Consider the following 19,084-nt stretch of genomic DNA (forward strand, 5'->3'; position numbering starts at 1 on the left):
GTGAACAGGCCCAGGTTGCTGGGAGTGCCGGGCCAGGATCTGACTCAGATGGCCTCGAACCATGACTGGATGTGATCTCACGCCACAAACCCGACTGGCTTGTATTGGCCTCGGGGCTCTGGGGTTACCGATGGCGGTGAATCTCCAGGCAGCTGGCTACCCACTGCAGGTTCACACCCGCAGTCGCCTGGCGGAGTCCGACCCTGGCCTGAACGGAGCCTTTGCCGCAGAAAGTCCTGTCGAAGTGGTGCGTCGCTGCCGGGGTCTGCTGCTTTGCGTCAGCGACGATGCAGCTGTGCAGACCGTGCTCTGGGGAGATCAGGGCGCAGTGCCTGCACTTGAGCCGGGCAGCCTCGTGATCGACTGCTCCACCATCAGTCCCTCCACCTCCAGGGCCATGGCTCAACGTCTCGCCGAACGAGACATTGCCTACATTGATGCTCCTGTGACCGGCGGCACCGAGGGCGCAAAGGCCGGCACCCTCACAGTGCTCTGCGGTGGAGAAACTTCAGCAGTGGAGAGAGCACGACCAGTGCTGGAGGTGATCGGCGGCTCAATCCACCATTTCGGTGACGTGGGCAGTGGACAGCAGGTCAAAGCAATCAACCAGGTGCTGGTGGCCGGTAGTTATGCCGCAGTGGCGGAGGCCATCGCCCTCGGAGAGCACCTGCAGCTGCCGATGGAGCAGGTGGTGGATGCGCTGTGCCAGGGGGCTGCCGGCTCCTGGGCCCTGCAACATCGGTCACAGACCATGCTCAATGACGATTACCCACTCGGCTTCAAGCTGGCCCTGCACCACAAGGATCTCGGGATTGCACTCGATGCGGCGTTACAGACGGGCCTGAAGCTGCCGATCACCGAGGCCGTGCACAACCAGGAGCAGGCCCTGATGGACGCTGGGCTCGGGAATGTCGATGTGTCTGCTCTGCGCCGAAGTCTTCCTGCGAACCCCCACCGATCTCGGCACATCAGGGATTGAGCTTGGTCTGATCGTCAACCACCTGCACACGCTTGCTCACCGTGATCACCCCATCGGGGTGCACCAACAGGGCCGCCCAGGTCTGAATCCCTGGCTGAAAGGGAGCCTGCACCGACTTGAACAACCCGCCACCGCCAAGCGGTTCCAACTGAACATCCGGGCTCTGTTGCGCCATCACTTGCTGAGGGGTCACCGCGATGAGCCCTCCGGCGAGCATTGCTTTGCCCAGCGGTTGATCCACCACCACATCCACGTCGTAACGACTGCCGGTGAGCACTTTGTCGGGGATCAGCAGCGAGATCGGCAACGCCTTGCGGGCACTGGTGAGCACCGATTGATCGCTGAGAACCTCCTGAGCGGTGATCAATCCTCCATCCGTGGAGAAGGCAACCCGCTGGTTGGCTTTGAAGGAGTAGCTGAGACCATCCTGCTGACGGGTGCCGCTTACTGCCAGCTTCACGGTGGATCGGCCATCGTCGAGAGGCTGGCCTGGCCGGACGGACCAGCGGGTTTCAGGGAAACGCGTGCTGAAGCGACGAAAGCGCTCAATCAGGGTCGTTGCCTGGTCGGGCGCCATCAAGGCGGACAGGGCCTGAACACGGTCCTCTGCATTGAGGGCAAGCTGCAACCGGGCACTGAGATCAGCTGCACCCCCGCTGGCCGCCAGTGCCGGCATCGTGCTGATCAGCGCCGCACTCGAGAGCACAGTCGCCAAAGAGGCTCGCAGGAGCGGAACCATGAATCAGCCTCAGCAGTCGAACTAAGTTAGGCCGCGTTTTCGTGGTCCGCTCCCATGCCCCGGCTTCTCATCGCCGCCAGTGGCACCGGTGGCCATCTGTTTCCGGCGCTGTCGGTTGCCGAAGCGCTCCCTCCGGACTGGAGCGTGCGCTGGCTTGGCGTTCCAGATCGCCTGGAAACGACACTGGTGCCTGCGCAGTACAACCTGGTGACGGTGAAAGCCGGCGGGCTGCAGGGCCGAGGCCTGCGCAAACTCATCCAGTTGCTGCGGCTTCTGGGGGCCAGCCGCGATGTGCGCCGACTGATCCGCAGGGAACGGATCGATGCGGTGTTCACCACAGGTGGTTACATCGCTGCACCGGCAATCCTTGGAGCCCGGTGGTGCGGTGTTCCAGTTGTGCTGCACGAATCCAACGCCATTCCAGGTCGGGTCACCAGGCTGCTGGGGCGCTTCTGCACCCGCGTGGCCATCGGTCTTCAAGCAGCAGCAAGTCGCATCCCAGGATGTCTGGCCGTGGTCACGGGCACACCGGTGAGGGAGACATTTCTGCAACCCCAGCCACTGCCGACCTGGGTCCCGAGAGGTGAAGGCCCCTTGCTCGTGGTGATGGGAGGCAGCCAGGGGGCTCTGGGCCTCAACCGGATGGTGCGGGTGCTGCTTCCGGAGCTGCTCAGCCACGGCTGCCGGGTGGTGCATCTGACCGGCAGCAACGACCCGGATGTGAACAGCATTGAGCACGCCGCCCTGGTGGAGCGACCCTTCAGCGGCGACATCCCCGGACTGCTGCAACACGCTGATCTGGCGATCAGCAGAGCAGGAGCAGGCAGCCTCAGCGAACTGGCCGTATGCGGGACGCCCTCCGTGCTGGTGCCATTCCCGCAGGCAGCAGATCAGCATCAGGACGCGAATGCAGCCTGTGCCGCAGCCCTTGGCGCCGCTGTGATCGTGCACCAGCACGACCCGAACCATCCTGCCCTGCGCGAAACGCTCTGGCGTCTGCTGGGCCCCAGGCTTCAAGGCAATGGAGCGACTGAGCCCCCCCTGCTGACAATGAAACAAGCCATGCAGCAGCTGGCTGTGCGCGATGCCGATCAGCAACTCGCGACGCTGTTGCAATCACTGGTGCCGTGATGGAACGCGTCAGCGCAGTTCCTGCTTCAGGGCTCTGAGGATCCGTAGGTTGCCGCGGCGATCCTGCAAACCAATTCTCAGCCAGTCTTCCCCCAGGCCCGTGAACGAGCGGCAGTCGCGCAGAAGCACACCCCGTTGTGCCACACGCTCGCGCACTCCCAGCAGGGAGTCGACGCCATGAAGCAGCAAATAGTTGGCGCTTGACGGCATTGGCAACACACCAGGCAGATGGGTCAGCTGGTGGTGAAACCAGGTCCCCTCCTGCGCCACCCAAACCTGCACTCGCCGCAACCAACGCTCCAGGCCGGATTGATCAGCCATCACAGACCGACCGGCAGCGAGCGCCAGACCATTCACAGGCCAGGGATCACGCCATTGCTGCCACCGTTTCAGGCGTTCTGGTGAAGCCACGGCATAGCCCAGGCGCAGGCCTGCAATCGCCAACAACTTGGTGAGACTGCGAATGACCACGAGATTGGGATGGGTCTCCACCAGAGGCAGCAGAGACTGCGCTTCTCCTGATGGCACGAGAGGCAGGAAGGCTTCATCACAGATCACCAATGCGTAGTGCTGCAGCAGCGGCTCCAGCGACTCGCGACTCCAGAGCTGACCCGTGGGGTTGTGGGGATTGGTAATCCAAAGCACCTGGCAGCTCGGATCAGGTGCTGGCTGAGAGGGCCATGGCTGTGGCCGGTTTGCCGACCAGCTCAGGCTGAGAGGCATGCTGCGCGCAGCTCCATTCCAGCAAGCCAACGCTCGGCGATAGTCCGCAAAGCCAGGTTCCGGAAGGCCACTCACACCACATGCGGCCGCATCCCGTGCCGCCCAGGTGAACAGTTCGGCCGCACCATTACCGGGCAGCACGGCCTCAGGCTCGAGACCATGCCAACTCGCAATCACCTGGCGAAGTTCTTGCTGCTCGCGGTCGGGATAGTTGCGCAGTGCACTGCCCCTGATCGCTCGCTTCAGGGCACGCCGCAGAACCCTTGGTGGACGGAAGGGCACCAGCGAAGCACTGGCATCCAGAAGCTGCGACGGCTTCAAGCCGAGGCGAAGGGCCTCCTGGGCAAGATTGCCTCCATGCGGTGGAAGGCCGCTGCTCAAGATCACCGCAGGCGACACGCAACATCATCCTGCCCAGTCACTCTCGACGTCGGCATCAGAGACCGATACAACCAGACGGTTCAGAGCCGCCACCCATGAACGACTCCGAATGCAGCCTGATCAGGATCCAACAGCTCTCTGGAGTGATGATGCTGAGCGCTCTGCTGAGCATGGCCGGCACGCAGGCCAAGGCCAGTGATGAGCTGATTCAGGTTCTGCAGGAACGCAGCTGCAGGGGCTGCCGACTGGCTGATGCCGATCTAGTCCACGCTGACCTTCGTGATGCTGACCTCAGCGACGCCAAGCTGATGCGAGCCAATCTGGGCCAGGCGCAGCTGGATGGAGCCGACCTCAGCGGTGCCGATCTCAGCTTCACCAGCCTGCGCGGCGCCTCGCTGCGAGGGGCCAACCTCACAGGAACTCTTCTGTACGGAACGGATCTGCGCGACGCGGACCTCACCGGTGCTCAGCTGAACCCCAATGCCCTGGATGAGGCTCACTGGCAGGGGGCCAGTGGCATCTCTGCTGGCATCCGCAGCCATGCCGCTCTGCACAACGCAGGCGTGGAGGCTTTCCAGGCGGGCCGGTGGTCAGCGGCGGAGCAGCTGTTCAGTGATGCGATCAGCAGGCAACCTGGGCAACCCCTGAGCTGGGTGGCCCGGGGCATCTGCCGTGGCGAGCAAGCCAAAGATGATGTTGCTGCGGCCGATTTCCGCTATGCCGCAGTGATTTATGAGAAAGAAGGTCAAGCCACCTGGGCGATGCAACTGCGCAAAGCAGCCGAATCAATCCAAGGTCGGCGCTTGAAGGAGCAATCACCAAATGAAGGCAACGGTCTTGGAATTCAGCTGCTGAGCAACACGATTGCAGGCTTACGAATGCTCGCGCCAATCGCAGCAAAAGCACTCATTCCAATGGGACTGGGGTTTTAAATTCAAAGCCCAAAATCCTTTAAGCCTCAAAAGCAAAAAACTAAATATCAGCCAAATTCAATTCATCATGCGTCGAGCAGCCGGAAGATCAGGCCGATATCCATACCCATAGTTACCACCTTGCTCATCATCAACAATCCGTGGGGTCACGAGGATCACCAACTCTCTCTTGGCCCTATCCCCGGTGGTTGACCTGAAAAACTGGCCGATCAAGGGAATATCGCCAAGAATGGGCCATTTACTCACAACCCTTGAGTCAGCATCCGAAATAACGCCTGTCAATATCAACGTTTGACCATCCCTCACCCTCAGGGATCCAGTATCTAATCTCCGAACACTGAGAACGCTAATAGGGCCACAGCCTTCAACATTTTGAGAGCGCGTTACCGCAGACAACGAAGGAGAAAGAGTAAAGCTGACAAAACCATTGTCATCAATTTTCGAAACTCTTGCCCCGAAGGTCAGTCCTGCTGTTTGAAATTCTGGCTGACATGTATTAGCAGCACCATTTTGACCAGCTTGTACGTTGTAATCCACAATTTCTTGCGTTCCGACAGTCACAAACGACTCGTTGGCCCGCTCGCGGCCAATCGTGCCGCTAGACAATGCCGATTCTGGATCAGAGACACTGGCAGATGACCCTCCCTGCAACTCCTCTGGAGATTCAGAAAGAAGCAGAGTGGGAGAGGCAAGTGTTTTTGCACTATTGGACTCAATCTTGGCCCTCAGGAAGTCTAAAAATCCATCGGTGAATTTGGCTTGATCTGAATCCGGAAAAGACAAGCCAGGGTTAACTCGCGCTGGCGCGAGAGGCTCCACCACCTGCTGCTCTTCATCAGAATATTGTGGCTTTGCACTTTCAGCTTCGCCCGCGATGATGTTGAAATTTTCTGAATTCGGCGGAAGCTTTGAACCAAACGCTCCGAGCAACTCTCCGCGATCACTGACAATAAAATTATACCCATTTCTAAACGCAAAACTATTAGAAATAGAGGTCTCATTGTCGAGATTAATATCCAAAATCTTCACTGACAGAGCCACCTGCCTCTGGCGAAGATCAATTTGCTTCAGATAATTTTCAGCCACTTGAATCAGGCCTGAATCACCCACAAGCGTCAGGGTCTGCAACCTTGAATCGGTTGTAACCACAAGCCCGCGCAAAGGCCCAACAGAAGCACCAAACGACTCAGTGGCTTTCAATTCGGACTTCTCTTGAGAGGTTGTATTGCTGATTTCAGATGTGCCTTGCGAAGCAGGCTCTCCAGTCGTCACCTTAATCGTGTTCGTGAAATTGACTGTTGCCCCAAGGTTCCCCAGATATTCAGCTCCTGCATTCGCTCTGACCTGATTCAGCCGAATCACTTTTGACACTTGAGGGCCAAATGTCTTCGATGAAACTGATGTTCCCACAAGCAACATACGTCCATCGAGCTTGCCTTGAAGGCCCGAGGCAAGCAAGATCCCGTTCAACGCTCTTGAATAGGATTCATTCACAAATGCCATCGACACATCACGGCCACTGGGATTCGCTGAATCAGCTCCGGAGTTGTCGCTGTCTTGATCGACAGCAGCATCATCTCCAACGAAAACAAAGCCGTACCCCCCTAATCGAGCCAGTGCCATCAGTGCATCCTTGGCCGGCGCATTGTTCAGTGTGAGTGTCACGGGTGGGCCACTGACATTCACGTAGCTGCGGTTCTGCAACACCATGGTCCCCACTGCCATATCCCCCAACGGTGGTGCCACGGCCCGAGGTCGTAATGGGGGTGCGTAGCTCGCCTGGGGCACCGACCCTGGCGTATTGAGATCCAGGAGACCTGTCTGCAGAGACGGGGCCACCCTCAACCCCGGAAACATGAGAATGAGGTTGCGCCCATCAGCGCTGACAACCGGCTCCTGCAGGGTCTGTCCTGGTTCGGGGACCACCTCCAAGCGGTAGGCACTGCCAGATCCACTGATGGCCACCCGCTGCAGGCCTGCGACGGAATCAGAGAGCTGTTGACGGCCATTGAGAATTCCAGGTGTCCCCTTGGTCTGCAAACTGCCCTGCCAAACCCGGCCGTTGAGCCGTTGCTTCAGCAACGGCTGCGGTCCTACCCCTTGGATCACCACCTCCACGCCACCCTCTCCACTCTGAACACGCAAGGACATGGCCCCCTGAGCCAGTGCCGCGCGGGACCCGGATCCCATCAGTGATTCCAACAGGCCCAGATCGACAAGGCTGAGGCCAGCGACCAGCAACAGTGCGCTCAGGCGAGAAGGGGTGAAAGTCATACCCTGGCCTGGACGCCACAGACATGGGCGGATGGTATCGATCGGAACCAGCCGGGGCCAGCCCTGATCTCAAAGTGACTGGCTCAATTCAAGAAGGAGCTTGGGAAGGGGGCGGGGGATTCCCTTCAGGCTTCCCCGAGTCCTCACTGGGGCCGCCAGCACCATTGACAGTCTTGGGGGACTGATCAAAGAAGGTCAGCCTCAACTTCAATCGAGTGCGAGGTGGACCGCTGATCACTGGCTGATCCTCACCTTTGTCAGGGGCTTCGAGAGCGGTGAGCTCGAGATCACTCGGCTGCACTAGAAGCTCAAGCAACTCCATCCGCCTCAGGAACTGCAGCAATCCCTGATAAGGACCCTCCACCTGCAGCAGCACCACGCTTTTCTCGTATCCAAGAGCCTGGAGGGGATCATTGCTCGCTGCGGCACTGTCACCACTCTTGCTCTGTTGATCCTGGTTGCCACTGGAGTTCGAGGCCTCCACTGAACTCACAGGAACAGGTTCATACCGGTTGATCAACACTCCGCTGGCGGCGGAAATACGGCTCAGCTGCGCCAGAAAGGTCTGAATCTGACCACGGCCTGCCACCAGGTCCACCAGCAGAGCCTGCTGCTGCCTCACCTCACCCAGGGTGTTGTCGCTCTGCTTGAGCTGAGCCTGCAGAAGAGGAAGAGTGTCTCGCTTGCTTTCGAGCTCCGCCATCCGCTGGCTTTGCTGATCAAGCCTGTCCAGGACTGGCAAGCCAAACGCGACGAACACACCACCAGCAAGAACCAGACCCAGCAAAGCAGGAACGGCCACCAACAGGCGTTCCCTGGTGATTTGATGCCGCCAGGCAGGGCGATCTGGGCTGAGATTGGTCAAAGAGCGACCCCCTGCTGCTCCAGCAAGCGATAGCGCTGCACCAGGCCCGTCGCACCGAGCTGCTGAAGCTGCTGAATGGAGGGTTGGGCCTTGGGATCGAGTGACCAGTCGAGGCTAAAGCTCACCGATGTCTCCTCGCCGTCATCACGGTTGACCTGCAGCACCTTGACGCCGTTGGGGCGGGTGATCGGCAAACGCTCCAACGTGAGAACAAGGGCATTGATCCGCTCGAGCGGGCCTGGTGTGCTGCCAAGACCAACCCTCCCAGACACTTTGATCTGGTCGTTCTGCACCGACACATCCTCCAACTGAATACCCACCGGCGTCACACGGCGCAACTGCTCCAACAGAGGTGAGCCGGCCGGGACAGCCAACAACTGTTCGGTGATTTGCTGATTGTCCTGACGCACAGTGACCAGTTGTTGCTTGGCAGTGCGCAAGCGGCCTTCAGCCGATCTCACCCGCTGCTCAAAAGGCGAAAGCAGCTGCAACTGCTGCTGCTGCTCGCTTTCAATCCGCCCGATCACAACGATCGAACCAAGGGAAACAAGCAACGCCGCCCCACCGATCAATGCCCCGCGCAACAGCAGCGGTCGCATGGGTTGCCATGACCCGGCAGGCTCGGGCAACCCCAGTTCGAGCCGACGCTCCCCCAGGAGATCAGGCAAGCTCTGCTGGGTGGACCGCTCAGTCATCGCGATTCCTCCGGGACGCCGTCAAAGCCAACTCAAGCAATGACATCTCGGCGTCGGAACGTAGAGGTCCTAGACACGAATCATGCTCTGCTGCCCAGCGGCCCTGCCACTGAGACCCGGCGGTGATCCACCACCCCGGCATACCGGCTGGATCCCAGGCTTCAACCAGCTCGATCACCTCCTCTCTGAGCGCCGGATACTCCGAAGCCTGCAGGCTGAGATCAATCTCCGGACAGCCATGACTCGACAACAACAGTCGCCAGTGGCCCCCGTGCTCCACCAACCAGACCAGTGGCTCGTCAGCACCAGCCTGGGCATCACAAAGGCCACGCCAGGCGGCCGAAAGCAGCCATTCAACCCTCCGCAAGCAAAGATCCGCCGCCTCCAGGGTGCTCACCCAGGCCTGCAACAACAAACGATCCGTCCCCACGACGAGAGCGAGATCATCTCGCGTCTGAGGGATCACATCCAGATAACTGTCCTGTAAGGCCAGCGACCAGCCCAGCTCGGGCTGCAGCACTCGCAGGTCAGCACCACAGGTCAACCCACTCGCGGCAGGCCCCTCAAGCAAACGCCACTGACAACTGGCCACCGGCAACAACAGCTCAATCTCCACCTGGGGTGGGCTCAGCCCCTGTTCAAGCAGCAGATCAGCAATCGTTTCCCCCAGGACATCGGAATTCAGCGGCTGACCGGAGCTGCATAAATCAGGCGGAAGCACAACATTCGATAACACCCAGTCATCCTGCGACCACCAAGCCAGATGGAGCGCTTGATGATCCGGAGCCAGAAGCACCCTGCGAGGATCCAGCAGACCCTGCGCCTGCATCAACCAGCCATCCAGTGCTGGGAAGCGATCACGCAGTTCAGTCAGCCCGACCATGCAACTCCGAGCAACTGGGTGCCGCGACTCTGCTGGCAGGGTATCGGCTACTGCCAGGGAGCGCCGCTGCCCACCGCTTCACTGATATGACGGATGCCATGTCGGTCTAGCTGCTCGATCAGCCCTTCAAGCACCCGGGGAACCAGATCCGGACCTTCAAAGATCCAACCGGTGTAGAGCTGAACCAGAGATGCGCCTGCGACGATCCGCTCCCAGGCGGCCTCGGGCGTACTGATGCCGCCGACCCCCACCAGCGGCAGGGCAGGACCGGCCGTGGCTCGCAACCGACGCAGCACCTCCAAAGCCCGTTGACGCAAAGGATCCCCGCTGAGGCCCCCGGCTTCCTGGTCAAGGCTGCGGCCGGTCTGGCTGAGCAGCCGCTGACCCAGCCCGAGACGATCGAGACTGGTGTTGACCGCGATCACACCGGCTAGCCCCTCCTCATAGGCCAGACGGGCGATTCCGTCGATGGCATCATCTTCGAGATCCGGTGCGATCTTCACCAGCAGTGGCGGACAGCCAGGCAACCTGCGCAAGCGTTCCACCAGTCGGCGCAGCTGAGTGGCGTCCTGCAGATCGCGAAGACCAGGCGTGTTCGGCGAACTGACATTGATCACCGCATAGTCGGCCAGTGGCGCCAGCATTTCCAGCGAAGAGGCGTAGTCATCGGCCGCCAGCTCCAATGGCGTCACCTTCGATTTACCCAGATTGATACCCAGCACGGCAGGCCGCTGTCCGCGAGGCGGAAGGGCCTGCCGCTGAAGAGTGCGACGCAGCTCCTCCGCCCCTTTGTTGTTGAAACCCATGCGGTTCAGTGCTGCTCGCTCCTGGGCCAGGCGAAACAGGCGCGGCCGCGGATTGCCGGGCTGGCCATGCCAGGTGACGGTGCCGACTTCGGCAAACCCGAAACCAAAACGATCCCAGACCCCTGCGGCGACTCCGTTTTTGTCGAAACCAGCCGCCAGCCCCAGGGGATTACTGAAACGGCATCCAAACAACACCTGCTCCAAGCGCAGGTCCCGGCGTGTCAGCTCAGACGCCACACCATCAAGCACACCCGAGAGGCCCGGCCACTGACGGCGAAGACTGAGCTGACCAAGGGCCTGAAGAGCTGCACGGCTGAGCTGTTCAGCATCCACACCTTCATCTTTGGCCAGCACAGGTCCCAGCCAGCGCCGATAGAAACCTGCGGTGGACATCACCCCGGACGATGACGGCTGGGTCATCTGGGTTCCTCGATCTATCTCGATCCTGCCTCGGCGCGGCGCAGCCGCCAGCAGTCACCCTCCACCGGTTCCACCAGCCAATTGCGCCAGCTCCATGCCTGTTGGCGTTCAGCCAGACGCGTCAGCGGTTGCTCCACCAACTGAGCCAGCTCCACCAACGACAGGGCATATCCACCAGCAGCGAGACGGTCAGCCAGTTCAAGCCTGGTGAGCAGCTTTTGCAGGGATTGCGGTGCTGCATCATCGGCCTGTTCTTGGATCCCGTTGGCTGTTGTCCCGGCCCTGGAGGGGGCTGATTGGGAGGCTCGATCCAGCCGTGGCGGCGTCCCCTTGGAGAAAGCCACAGCGATCTGATCGACCCGGTCGTTATCAGGGTCACCGCTGTGTCCTTTCACGTAGCGCAGCGGCACATCCGACAGCCGTGCAGCGTCGAGGGCCTGCCAGAGATCCTGATTGAGCACAGGTTTGCCCGCTGCGGTTTTCCAGCCCTTGCGTTTCCAGCCAGCCATCCAGGAGCCCAGGCCATCGATCAGATATTTGCTGTCGGTCCGCAGGGTGAGATCAGGATGAAGTGGCAACTCCGCCAGCCTTTCAAGCATCGCCAGCGCTGCCTGCAGCTCCATGCGGTTGTTGGTGGTGGCAGGGTCGGCACCGCCGAACTCCTCCACACTGCCATCCTCAAAACGAATCAAAGCCCCCCAGCCGCCTGGCCCGGGATTCCCGCTGCAGGCTCCGTCGGTGGCAGCGGCCACAACTCGGCCTCTCTGATCAGCCTCTGCCATTGGTCACCCCACGTCTTCTTCGGTACAACACGGTTCTTGAACACCCAGGAGGACTGGGCCATGGGCCGAACCTACTTCCGCAGAGCTGCGCTGAGTGCCGGCGCGGTGGGACTAGCGGCCATCGCTGGAAGCCTGCCGGGATTGGCCCGGGCCCTGTTCGACAGCAGTCCGCTGCAAGAAGAACGTTTCGCGATCCTGGCTCAGGCGGTGGGACCAGATCGCTGGAAGCTGCTGGTGCTGGAACAGATCAAAGCCAGACCGCTCTGCTGGGAGGAGCGGCAGGACGGGCTGATGAACCCCTCTCTGAACAACTTCGATTTCACAGGAATCTGCAGCCGCTATCTCGACAGCAACGGCTACTCATTGCGCACGTCCGGCAGAGATGTGGACAAGCGCTATCGCCTGCGACTGAACCAGAGCAAAAGTGGGCTGGCGTTACAGGCAATGGACTCCGTTCACGGTGGCGGCATCACATTGGCGAGAGCCAGCAAAGTGCGCAGGGACAAAAATGCCTTTGTGAAACTGACGCTGGAGCCGGGCTGGTCGCTCGAACGCCGCAATTACAAGGGGCGCAGGCTGAGCCACGTCTATTTCGCCCATTCGAAGTCGATGAACACGCTGATGGCAGCGAACAAGGCGAAACCCGTGGATCGAAGTCTGACCTTCACCGCCAGCCTGCCCAAACCCCCTTCACAGCCAGCCGGACAACGACTGAATCAGCAAAGGGGTCCGATCCGTCTGAAAGTGATTCCCTTCCGACCCTGAACCGCCTCCTAACTGAAGGACAGTTGAAAGAGCGCCCCAGCACAACGCGCAATCCAGAGGGCAATTTTTTACTTTGGCGATGTGTGAGGAGTGGAAAGCGCCTCTTCTGGGTCGAAACAAGGACAGACTCCAGCAACGCGTTTCACTTCTGAGCCCTGCCAAAGGCAGGGCTTTTTTTTTGAGTGCTGAAGCCAGATTGTCTGGGATCGGCCAAACATGAGAACACCGACCCGAAGGTCGGTGTTCTCAAAGAGGAGGGATCGGCAAGCACAAGCCGCCGATCCAACAAAATCACTTGAGTGTGACCTTGCCGCCCACCTCTTCAATGGCCTTCTTGAGGGCCTCGGCGTCATCCTTGGAGACACCTTCCTTGATGGCCTTCGGAGCAGCTTCGACCATGGCCTTGGCATCGCCCAGGCCAAGGCCGGTGGCTTCGCGCACAGCCTTGAGGACCTTGATCTTGGCGGAAGCATCGAAGCTTTCCAGCACAACATCAAACTCGGTCTTTTCTTCAGCGGCCTCGCCACCACCACCAGCGGCAGCGCCGGGGGCAGCCATCACCACACCCGCTGATGCGGCCGCGGAGACGCCGAAGGCTTCTTCGATCTGCTTGACAAGCTCGGAAGCTTCAAGCAGCGAAAGAGACTTCAGCGATTCGAGGATTTCGTCGGTTTTTGCAGACATGGTTGGGATTCAGCAACAGATCAAAAAAACAGTCGGGTCGAAGACGTTCAGCTTTCGCCGGATTCGGCGTGCTGCTTGAGCGCCCGAGCAAGACCGGAGGGAACCTCGTTGATGCCCACAGCCACCTTGGTGGCAAGGGCATTGATGGAACCAGCAATCTGGGCCATGAGCACTTCCTTGGAGGGAAGGTCACCGATGGCCTTGATCTCGTCCTGAGACAGGAGCTTGCCTTCGAAAAGGCCGCCCTTGGTTTCGGACTTCTTGGTGTCCTTCTGAAAAGACTGAAGAGCCTTGACTGCACCACCGACATCGCCCTTGACCAGGACGAAAGCGTTGGTGCCGCTCAGAAGGGGATCGAGGTTGGACCAGGCACTATCACCATCAATGGCATGACGCATCAAGGAGTTTTTGGTCACCTTGCAAACGCCGTTGCTGGCCCGAAGACGAGTCCTCAGATCAGACATTTCCTTGATGGAGAGACCCTGGTAATCCAGGACCAATGCCATTTCGGCCTCACCGAGGAGCTGCTTGAGCTCTTCGACGATCTGTTGCTTGCTCTCCAGAGTGCGGCCCATAGGATTTGGATCGGATCGGGGGAACAAGCTGGACACACGGCCGTTCAGTGCTCCCGAAGGAGACGAGGCCGCGTATCGATCCAATCCCATAAGGGAGCAAAATCGTCGCGTCTGCCTCGGCAGGACTTAGGCATCAGAAACGGTTGAAACAACCGCTTGAAGCAACCTGCTGTCTTTGGCCGGGCGCGTGCCCGTTGTCTGGCTTTCGCCAGCAGTCAAACCTACAACAAAGCCTCCACCGGAGCGGAGGCTGGCTGCAATCAGGCCTGGATACGCTGAATCAGCCCTCTTTGTTGATGTCCTGAAGAGCTGAGATATCCACTTCCACTGAAGGGCCCATGGTGGAGGTCACATACAGGCTCTTCCAGTAACGACCCTTTGCACCGCTGGGCTTGTTGCGGTCAATCGTCTCCTGAAGCATCTTTAAGTTATCGAGCAGGTTGGCAGCGTCAAAGCTGGCCTTGCCGAAACGCACATGCACAATGCCGGTGCGGTCAGCTCGGAACTCGAGCTTGCCAGCCTTGAACTCCTTGATGGCGGCGGCCAGATCAGTGGTAACGGTGCCGGCTTTGGGGTTGGGCATCAGGCCCCGGGGGCCGAGGACGCGGCCCAGCTTGGCCACCTTGGGCATCATGTCCGGCGTGGCGATCAGCAGGTCGAAATCCATCTCCCCCTTGCTGATGGTGTTGACCAGATCCTCGTCGCCAGCGAGTTCAGCGCCAGCTGCTTTGGCTGCTGCAACCTTCTCACCACTGGTCACCACAGCAATGCGCACGGTCTGACCGGTGCCGTGAGGCAGTGCCACGGTGGTGCGGAGCTGCTGATCGGTGTACTTGGGATCGATCCCGAGACGCACATGCGCCTCCATGGTCTCGTCGAACTTGGCGTTGGCGTTGTCCTTGACCAGCTGGATGGCTTCAAGCGGCTCGTAAGCGCGCTCTTCAACCTTGGTGACGAGGCTGGCCAGGCGTTTGGAAAGTTTTGGCATGGCTTAGACGGGGTTCAGACGACCACAAGGTCTCCCCCTGAAGAAATTGAAGTGAGAATGACCGGCGCAGGAGCGTCAGTCGCTGATAGCAACGCCCATGTTGCGGGCAGTGCCTTCGATGATGCGCATGGCCGACTCAACGCTGGTGCAGTTGAGGTCGGGCAGCTTGGTCTTGGCGATCTCCTCAAGCTGGGATCGCTTGATGGAGCCAACGCTTCCCTTGGCGGACTCTCCGGAACCTTTAGGGATTCCAGCAGCCTTGGTGATCAACACGGACGCTGGAGGCGTCTTGGTGATGAAGGTGAAACTGCGGTCTTCGAAGACCGAGATCTCCACCGGAATCACGAACCCGGCTTTGTCTTGGGTGCGAGCGTTGTACTCCTTGCAGAACGCCATGATATTGACCCCATGCTGACCGAGGGCAGGACCCACGGGCGGTGCAGGGTTGGCTTTGCCGGCCTGAAGGGCCAGCTTGATCACAGCTACGACTTTCTTGGCCATCGGCGGACGGAGTTGAACATCTGCGGATCACCTGGCCCTCGGGGCAGGTGCGGCGGGGTGAGCAACCACCCCTTAGGCCGCCCTCCGCAGGGAGACGGCCGCCGCTGATATCAGTTCTGCTTGCTCACCTGAGAAAACTCGAGTTCGACCGGTGTCTCACGGCCAAAAATGGAGAGGAGAGCCTTGAGCTTGCTGCGCTCACCCGACACCTCGATGACCTCACCCTGGAAATCCTTGAAAGGACCAGCAGTGACCAAAATCTGATCACCCTCGGTGAGATCGACCTTCACAACGGCTTTCTTCTCGGCAGCCCTCTTGAAGATGCGGTCCACTTCCTGGCGGCTCAGAGGACGTGGCTTGATGTGACCCCGTGCTTTACCGGTGGCTCGGCGGTCTTCCGCACCGACAAAGTTGATGACGTTGGGAGTGCTGCGCACGGCCATCATCGTGTCTTCATCCAGCACCATGCGCACAAGTACATAACCGGGAAACACCTTCTCCTCGGTGGACTGGCGACTGCCATCCTTCTTGATTTTCACCGCAGGCGTTTCAGGAATTTCGATCTCAAGAATGCGATTGCTCACACCGAGAGTCACAGCCCGCTGCTCCAGCGTGGCCTTCACCTTTTTCTCGCAACTTGATGCCACCTGCACCGCATACCAGCGGGCAACACCCGTGCGGATTGGAGGACTTTCGAGGGTGCCCTCTTCTCCGTCATTCGGCGCCGGAAGATCAAGCACCTCATTGGAGTCCGACTGGCTTGGATCGAGATCAGACACGAGGCAGGGCAGGAAAGAGGGATGAACTGGGAAATTGCACCGGATCAGACCGGAGCAGGAGTCAACGGAACACCTGGGACGCAGCCCAGCCGTAGAACCGACTCAGAGCGGCAATGGCCGCAGCCGAGAGGCTCACCATCAGGATCACCGCGATGGATTCGCTGAACAGCTGTTGTCGGCTGGGCCAGACCACAAGCTTCAACTCCTCGAAGGTGGCCTGCAGAAAACCACCCTTTTTTTCAGGCTGTTCAGGGCCTGATGAGGGGGGCGTCGTCGCGGCGGTGGTGTCCTCGGAAGTGGGGCTGGTCACTGATGACGGGTCAAAAAGGCGTCTGGGCCGGTGCTGACGCCGGCTCTGAGGGCACGTGACAGCAATTGAACATCGTACCGGACGCCTCAATAAGACGTTATTCCTGTTCAAACAGGAAGGGATCGTTTGGTGTCGATCCAGCCCGCACACGAACCGCCTGAGCCCCGCTGAAACGGTCCTCCAGCAGTTCAGTCGCCAGGGGATTCTCCAGTCGACGACGCAGCACCCTTCTCAACGGCCTGGCTCCATATTCCGGCTCATAACCCAGGCTCACGATCGCTTCAATCACACCTTCCTCAACGCGCAGCTCCAGCCCCTGTTCTCTCAGCAACGCGGCCAGATCAGCCAGCTGCAGGCGCACAATCTTGCTGAGATCATCGAGTCCGAGAGGCTGAAACCGGATCACTTCATCGATGCGGTTCAGGAATTCAGGTCGAAAATGATGTCCCAAAGCCTCATCCACAGCAGCATCCAGGGCGGATTGATCAATCGTTGTTCCCGCTTCCATGTCCTGGCGGGCTGATTCGAGAATGGCGCGGCTGGCCAGATTGCTGGTCATCACGACCACCGTGTGACGGAAATCAACCGTGCGCCCCTGTGAATCGCTGAGGCGTCCGTCATCCAGCACCTGCAGGAGCACATTGAACACATCCGGGTGAGCCTTCTCCACCTCATCCAGGAGCAGCAACGCATACGGACGACGACGTACCGCTTCGGTCAGCTGCCCTCCCTCCTCATAACCGACATAGCCGGGCGGGGCACCGAGCAAGCGCGCCACCGCATTGCGCTCCATGAACTCACTCATGTCGAGGCGCACCATCGACTCCTCCTCATCGAACAGCTGTCCTGCCAGAGCCTTGGCCAGTTCTGTTTTGCCCACACCTGTCGGCCCCAGAAACAGAAATGACCCCACGGGGCGTCGCGGATCCTTCATGCCGGCTCGGGCCCTGCGGATCGCCGCGGCCACGGCTGCCACGGCATCGGACTGACCGATCACCCGATCCGCGAGGCGCTGATCAAGCTCCAGCAGCTTCTGACGTTCACCCGCCAACAGGCGCTGGATGGGAATACCTGTCCATCGCGCCACCACATCGGCAATGTCCTCGGCCTCCACCTGCTCTCGTAGCAGTGCCGTTCCGTCTCGCTGCGCCTTGTTGAGAGCCTCCTCCAGGTCACTGCGGCGCTGCTGAAGACGATGCAGCTGGTCGTACTGAAGCCGCGCAGCCTCCTCAAGATCGCCCTGTCGCTCTGCTTCAGCAATGGCATGGCGGAGATCCTCATCTTCCTGCAACAGCTGGCGCAGTTCCTGCAGCTGTTCCCGCTCTGCCTGCCAGCGCTCACGCAGTTGAGTGAGCTGGGACGAGGCCTCCAGTCGCTGACGCTGAAGCTGAACGCGCTCCGACTCAGGAGCCTGCTCTGCCGCGAGCACCGCCAGTTCCACTCGACGGAGATCCATTTCAGCGTCCTCCACCACCTGGGGCTTTGACGTGACATCCATCTTGAGTTGTGCCGCCGCTTCATCGATCAGATCGATGGCCTTGTCCGGCAGGCATCGATCACTGATGTAGCGGTCGGCAAGGCGTGCTGCAGCCGTCACGGCAGCGTCGGTGATCGTCACGCCGTGATGAAGCTCATAGCGCTCCTTCACTCCCCGCAGGATCTCAACGCTGTGGTCGATCGATGGCTCAGAGATCTGCACCTGCTGGAAGCGACGGTTCAGAGCTGGATCCTTCTCAACCGTGCGGCGGTAGTCCTCTGGCGTGGTTGCAGCAATGCAACGCAGATCTCCCCTGGCCAGAGCCGGCTTAAGCAGACTGCCTGCGTCGGCGCTGGAGCGGTCGCTGTTGACCACGGTATGCAGCTCATCGATGAACAGCACAACTCCTGCCTCTGGATCACTCACCTCCTGCAACACCTCTCGCAGGCGTTCCTCAAACTGCCCCCGAAACTTGGCGCCTGCGATCAGGGCACCCACATCCAGGGCCACAAGTCGCAATCCCTGAAGCGATTCCGGGACTTCACCGGCAACGATGCGCTGGGCCAGCAGCTCGGCGATGGCCGTCTTACCCACACCGGGCGCTCCGATCAGAACCGGATTGTTTTTGCCCCGCCGCGAGAGCACCTTGATCAAGCTGCGGATCTCGCCATCACGGCCGACCACCGGATCCAGGAGCCCCTGCGCCGCGGCGGCAGTGAGGTCGCGGGCATAACGATCCAGGGCCCTGGGCTCAGGCTCCTTGGCAGGATCAGGCACCGGATCAGCGACAGGTCCCGACGACCCAAGCCCGGACTGAACAGGCTCGGTTATGGGCTGAACGATTGGAACAGCAGGGGTGGGCGCTGCTGAACGAATGACGGGTGCAGGAGGACTGGGCGGAGCAGAGGCAGCGGATGCGGTCGGTCGCCGCAGCTCTGCCTCGAGGCGATCGGCAGGCAACCCAAAACGGGACAACAGATCAGCGCCGATGCGCGGGTCCCGGCCGATGGCGATCAGCAGATGCGACACCTCGATCAACCTGGATCCCCAGAGACCACGCACCCTGTCGGCCGCCTCGAGCAAGGTCTCCAGATCTTCACCGACAAACAGCTCATCACCCCGGGCCATGGGCTGCTCCTCCAGAAAGCCCTCGAGCTGATCAAGCAACTGGTCCTGAGGCAGCGGCAATGCGCCCACGTCGGCCTCGAAGCGTGGATCACTGAACAGAGCCTGGAGCAGATGCTCCACATCCAGATCGCCGTGTCGCCAGCGACGGGCTCCATCCTGAGCTGAGAGCAACAGCTCCCAGGCGTCGTCGCTGAAACGGTCTGGCTCCACCGTGAGACTGGCTGGAGGTTGAGGTGTGACGCCGAAATCGGATGTCATCGCGGGCGA

At 60.2% G+C, this 19,084-nt stretch carries 19 protein-coding genes; 4 read left to right on the top strand and 15 right to left on the bottom strand.

The window, feature by feature from the left end:
* The first annotated feature begins 61 nt into the window (after positions 1-61).
* The gene (locus SynBIOSE41_RS16610) at positions 62-979 is read left to right on the top strand and encodes an NAD(P)-dependent oxidoreductase (RefSeq protein ID WP_186538996.1); all 918 of its coding nucleotides are present in this window, start codon (positions 62-64) and stop codon (positions 977-979) included.
* Here SynBIOSE41_RS16610 and SynBIOSE41_RS16615 read toward each other — a convergent pair.
* Complete coding sequence (locus tag SynBIOSE41_RS16615) at positions 969-1,718, bottom strand: hypothetical protein (RefSeq protein ID WP_186538997.1); 750 nt, start codon at positions 1,716-1,718, stop codon at positions 969-971. The two genes, SynBIOSE41_RS16610 and SynBIOSE41_RS16615, sit on opposite strands and share 11 nt — an antisense overlap.
* Positions 1,719-1,772: 54 nt before the next feature.
* On the opposite strand from SynBIOSE41_RS16615, the gene SynBIOSE41_RS16620 reads away from it, so the two are divergent.
* Entirely contained in the window at positions 1,773-2,849 is a 1,077-nt protein-coding gene (locus SynBIOSE41_RS16620; protein WP_186538998.1) for a glycosyltransferase, read from the top strand.
* 9 nt (positions 2,850-2,858) lie between these two features.
* Here the strand turns inward: SynBIOSE41_RS16620 and SynBIOSE41_RS16625 are convergent, their stop codons facing one another.
* Positions 2,859-3,971, bottom strand: coding sequence for a histidinol-phosphate transaminase (locus SynBIOSE41_RS16625; protein WP_255475847.1), 1,113 nt, complete (start codon positions 3,969-3,971; stop codon positions 2,859-2,861).
* Positions 3,972-4,048: 77 nt separating this feature from the next.
* On the opposite strand from SynBIOSE41_RS16625, the gene SynBIOSE41_RS16630 reads away from it, so the two are divergent.
* Entirely contained in the window at positions 4,049-4,885 is an 837-nt protein-coding gene (locus SynBIOSE41_RS16630) for a pentapeptide repeat-containing protein (protein WP_186539000.1), read from the top strand.
* A gap of 57 nt (positions 4,886-4,942) precedes the next feature.
* Here SynBIOSE41_RS16630 and SynBIOSE41_RS16635 read toward each other — a convergent pair whose 3' ends face one another.
* The 6 genes from SynBIOSE41_RS16635 to SynBIOSE41_RS16660 form a co-directional block, all read right to left on the bottom strand.
* Positions 4,943-7,003 carry a type II secretion system protein GspD gene (locus SynBIOSE41_RS16635; RefSeq protein ID WP_370594149.1) on the bottom strand — a complete coding sequence of 687 codons (2,061 nt, stop codon included), beginning with the start codon at positions 7,001-7,003 and terminating at the stop codon, positions 4,943-4,945.
* A 244-nt stretch (positions 7,004-7,247) separates the two neighbouring features.
* Positions 7,248-8,024, bottom strand: coding sequence for a hypothetical protein (locus SynBIOSE41_RS16640; protein WP_186539002.1), 777 nt, complete (start codon positions 8,022-8,024; stop codon positions 7,248-7,250).
* The gene (locus SynBIOSE41_RS16645) at positions 8,021-8,719 is read right to left on the bottom strand and encodes a PilN domain-containing protein (RefSeq protein ID WP_186539003.1); all 699 of its coding nucleotides are present in this window, start codon (positions 8,717-8,719) and stop codon (positions 8,021-8,023) included. The genes SynBIOSE41_RS16640 and SynBIOSE41_RS16645 overlap by 4 nt, the downstream gene beginning before the upstream one ends.
* Positions 8,712-9,602, bottom strand: coding sequence for a hypothetical protein (locus tag SynBIOSE41_RS16650; protein WP_255475848.1), 891 nt, complete (start codon positions 9,600-9,602; stop codon positions 8,712-8,714). The genes SynBIOSE41_RS16645 and SynBIOSE41_RS16650 overlap by 8 nt, the downstream gene beginning before the upstream one ends.
* Before the next feature lie 47 nt (positions 9,603-9,649).
* Entirely contained in the window at positions 9,650-10,828 is a 1,179-nt protein-coding gene (locus tag SynBIOSE41_RS16655) for a quinone-dependent dihydroorotate dehydrogenase (protein WP_186539004.1), read from the bottom strand.
* Between the two features lie 14 nt (positions 10,829-10,842).
* Positions 10,843-11,610 (bottom strand): ribonuclease H, encoded by a 768-nt coding sequence (locus SynBIOSE41_RS16660; RefSeq protein ID WP_186539005.1) that lies wholly within the window; start codon positions 11,608-11,610, stop codon positions 10,843-10,845.
* 36 nt (positions 11,611-11,646) lie between these two features.
* Here SynBIOSE41_RS16660 and SynBIOSE41_RS16665 point away from each other — a divergent pair, with 36 nt between their 5' ends.
* Positions 11,647-12,375, top strand: a complete 729-nt coding sequence (locus tag SynBIOSE41_RS16665; protein WP_370594150.1) for a DUF3747 domain-containing protein — start codon at positions 11,647-11,649, stop codon at positions 12,373-12,375.
* Between the two features lie 291 nt (positions 12,376-12,666).
* Here SynBIOSE41_RS16665 and rplL read toward each other — a convergent pair whose 3' ends face one another.
* From rplL to SynBIOSE41_RS16700, 7 genes are all read right to left on the bottom strand, one after another.
* Positions 12,667-13,059, bottom strand: a complete 393-nt coding sequence (rplL, locus tag SynBIOSE41_RS16670) for a 50S ribosomal protein L7/L12 (RefSeq protein ID WP_186539006.1) — start codon at positions 13,057-13,059, stop codon at positions 12,667-12,669.
* Positions 13,060-13,106: 47 nt separating this feature from the next.
* Entirely contained in the window at positions 13,107-13,634 is a 528-nt protein-coding gene (gene rplJ, locus SynBIOSE41_RS16675; protein ID WP_066909261.1) for a 50S ribosomal protein L10, read from the bottom strand.
* Between the two features lie 280 nt (positions 13,635-13,914).
* Complete coding sequence (gene rplA, locus SynBIOSE41_RS16680) at positions 13,915-14,622, bottom strand: 50S ribosomal protein L1 (protein ID WP_066909264.1); 708 nt, start codon at positions 14,620-14,622, stop codon at positions 13,915-13,917.
* Positions 14,623-14,697: 75 nt separating this feature from the next.
* On the bottom strand, positions 14,698-15,123 hold the full coding sequence (gene rplK / locus SynBIOSE41_RS16685; protein ID WP_066909267.1) for a 50S ribosomal protein L11: 426 nt from the start codon (positions 15,121-15,123) through the stop codon (positions 14,698-14,700).
* 110 nt (positions 15,124-15,233) lie between these two features.
* Positions 15,234-15,902, bottom strand: a complete 669-nt coding sequence (gene nusG / locus SynBIOSE41_RS16690) for a transcription termination/antitermination protein NusG (RefSeq protein ID WP_066909270.1) — start codon at positions 15,900-15,902, stop codon at positions 15,234-15,236.
* A 61-nt stretch (positions 15,903-15,963) separates the two neighbouring features.
* Positions 15,964-16,212, bottom strand: a complete 249-nt coding sequence (secE, locus tag SynBIOSE41_RS16695) for a preprotein translocase subunit SecE (RefSeq protein WP_066909273.1) — start codon at positions 16,210-16,212, stop codon at positions 15,964-15,966.
* 97 nt (positions 16,213-16,309) lie between these two features.
* Positions 16,310-19,075 (bottom strand): ATP-dependent Clp protease ATP-binding subunit, encoded by a 2,766-nt coding sequence (locus tag SynBIOSE41_RS16700; protein ID WP_186539007.1) that lies wholly within the window; start codon positions 19,073-19,075, stop codon positions 16,310-16,312.
* Between the last annotated feature and the right edge of the window lie 9 nt (positions 19,076-19,084).

The sequence above is a fragment of the Synechococcus sp. BIOS-E4-1 genome, assembly GCF_014279995.1.
In the GTDB taxonomy this organism is placed as follows: domain Bacteria; phylum Cyanobacteriota; class Cyanobacteriia; order PCC-6307; family Cyanobiaceae; genus Synechococcus_C.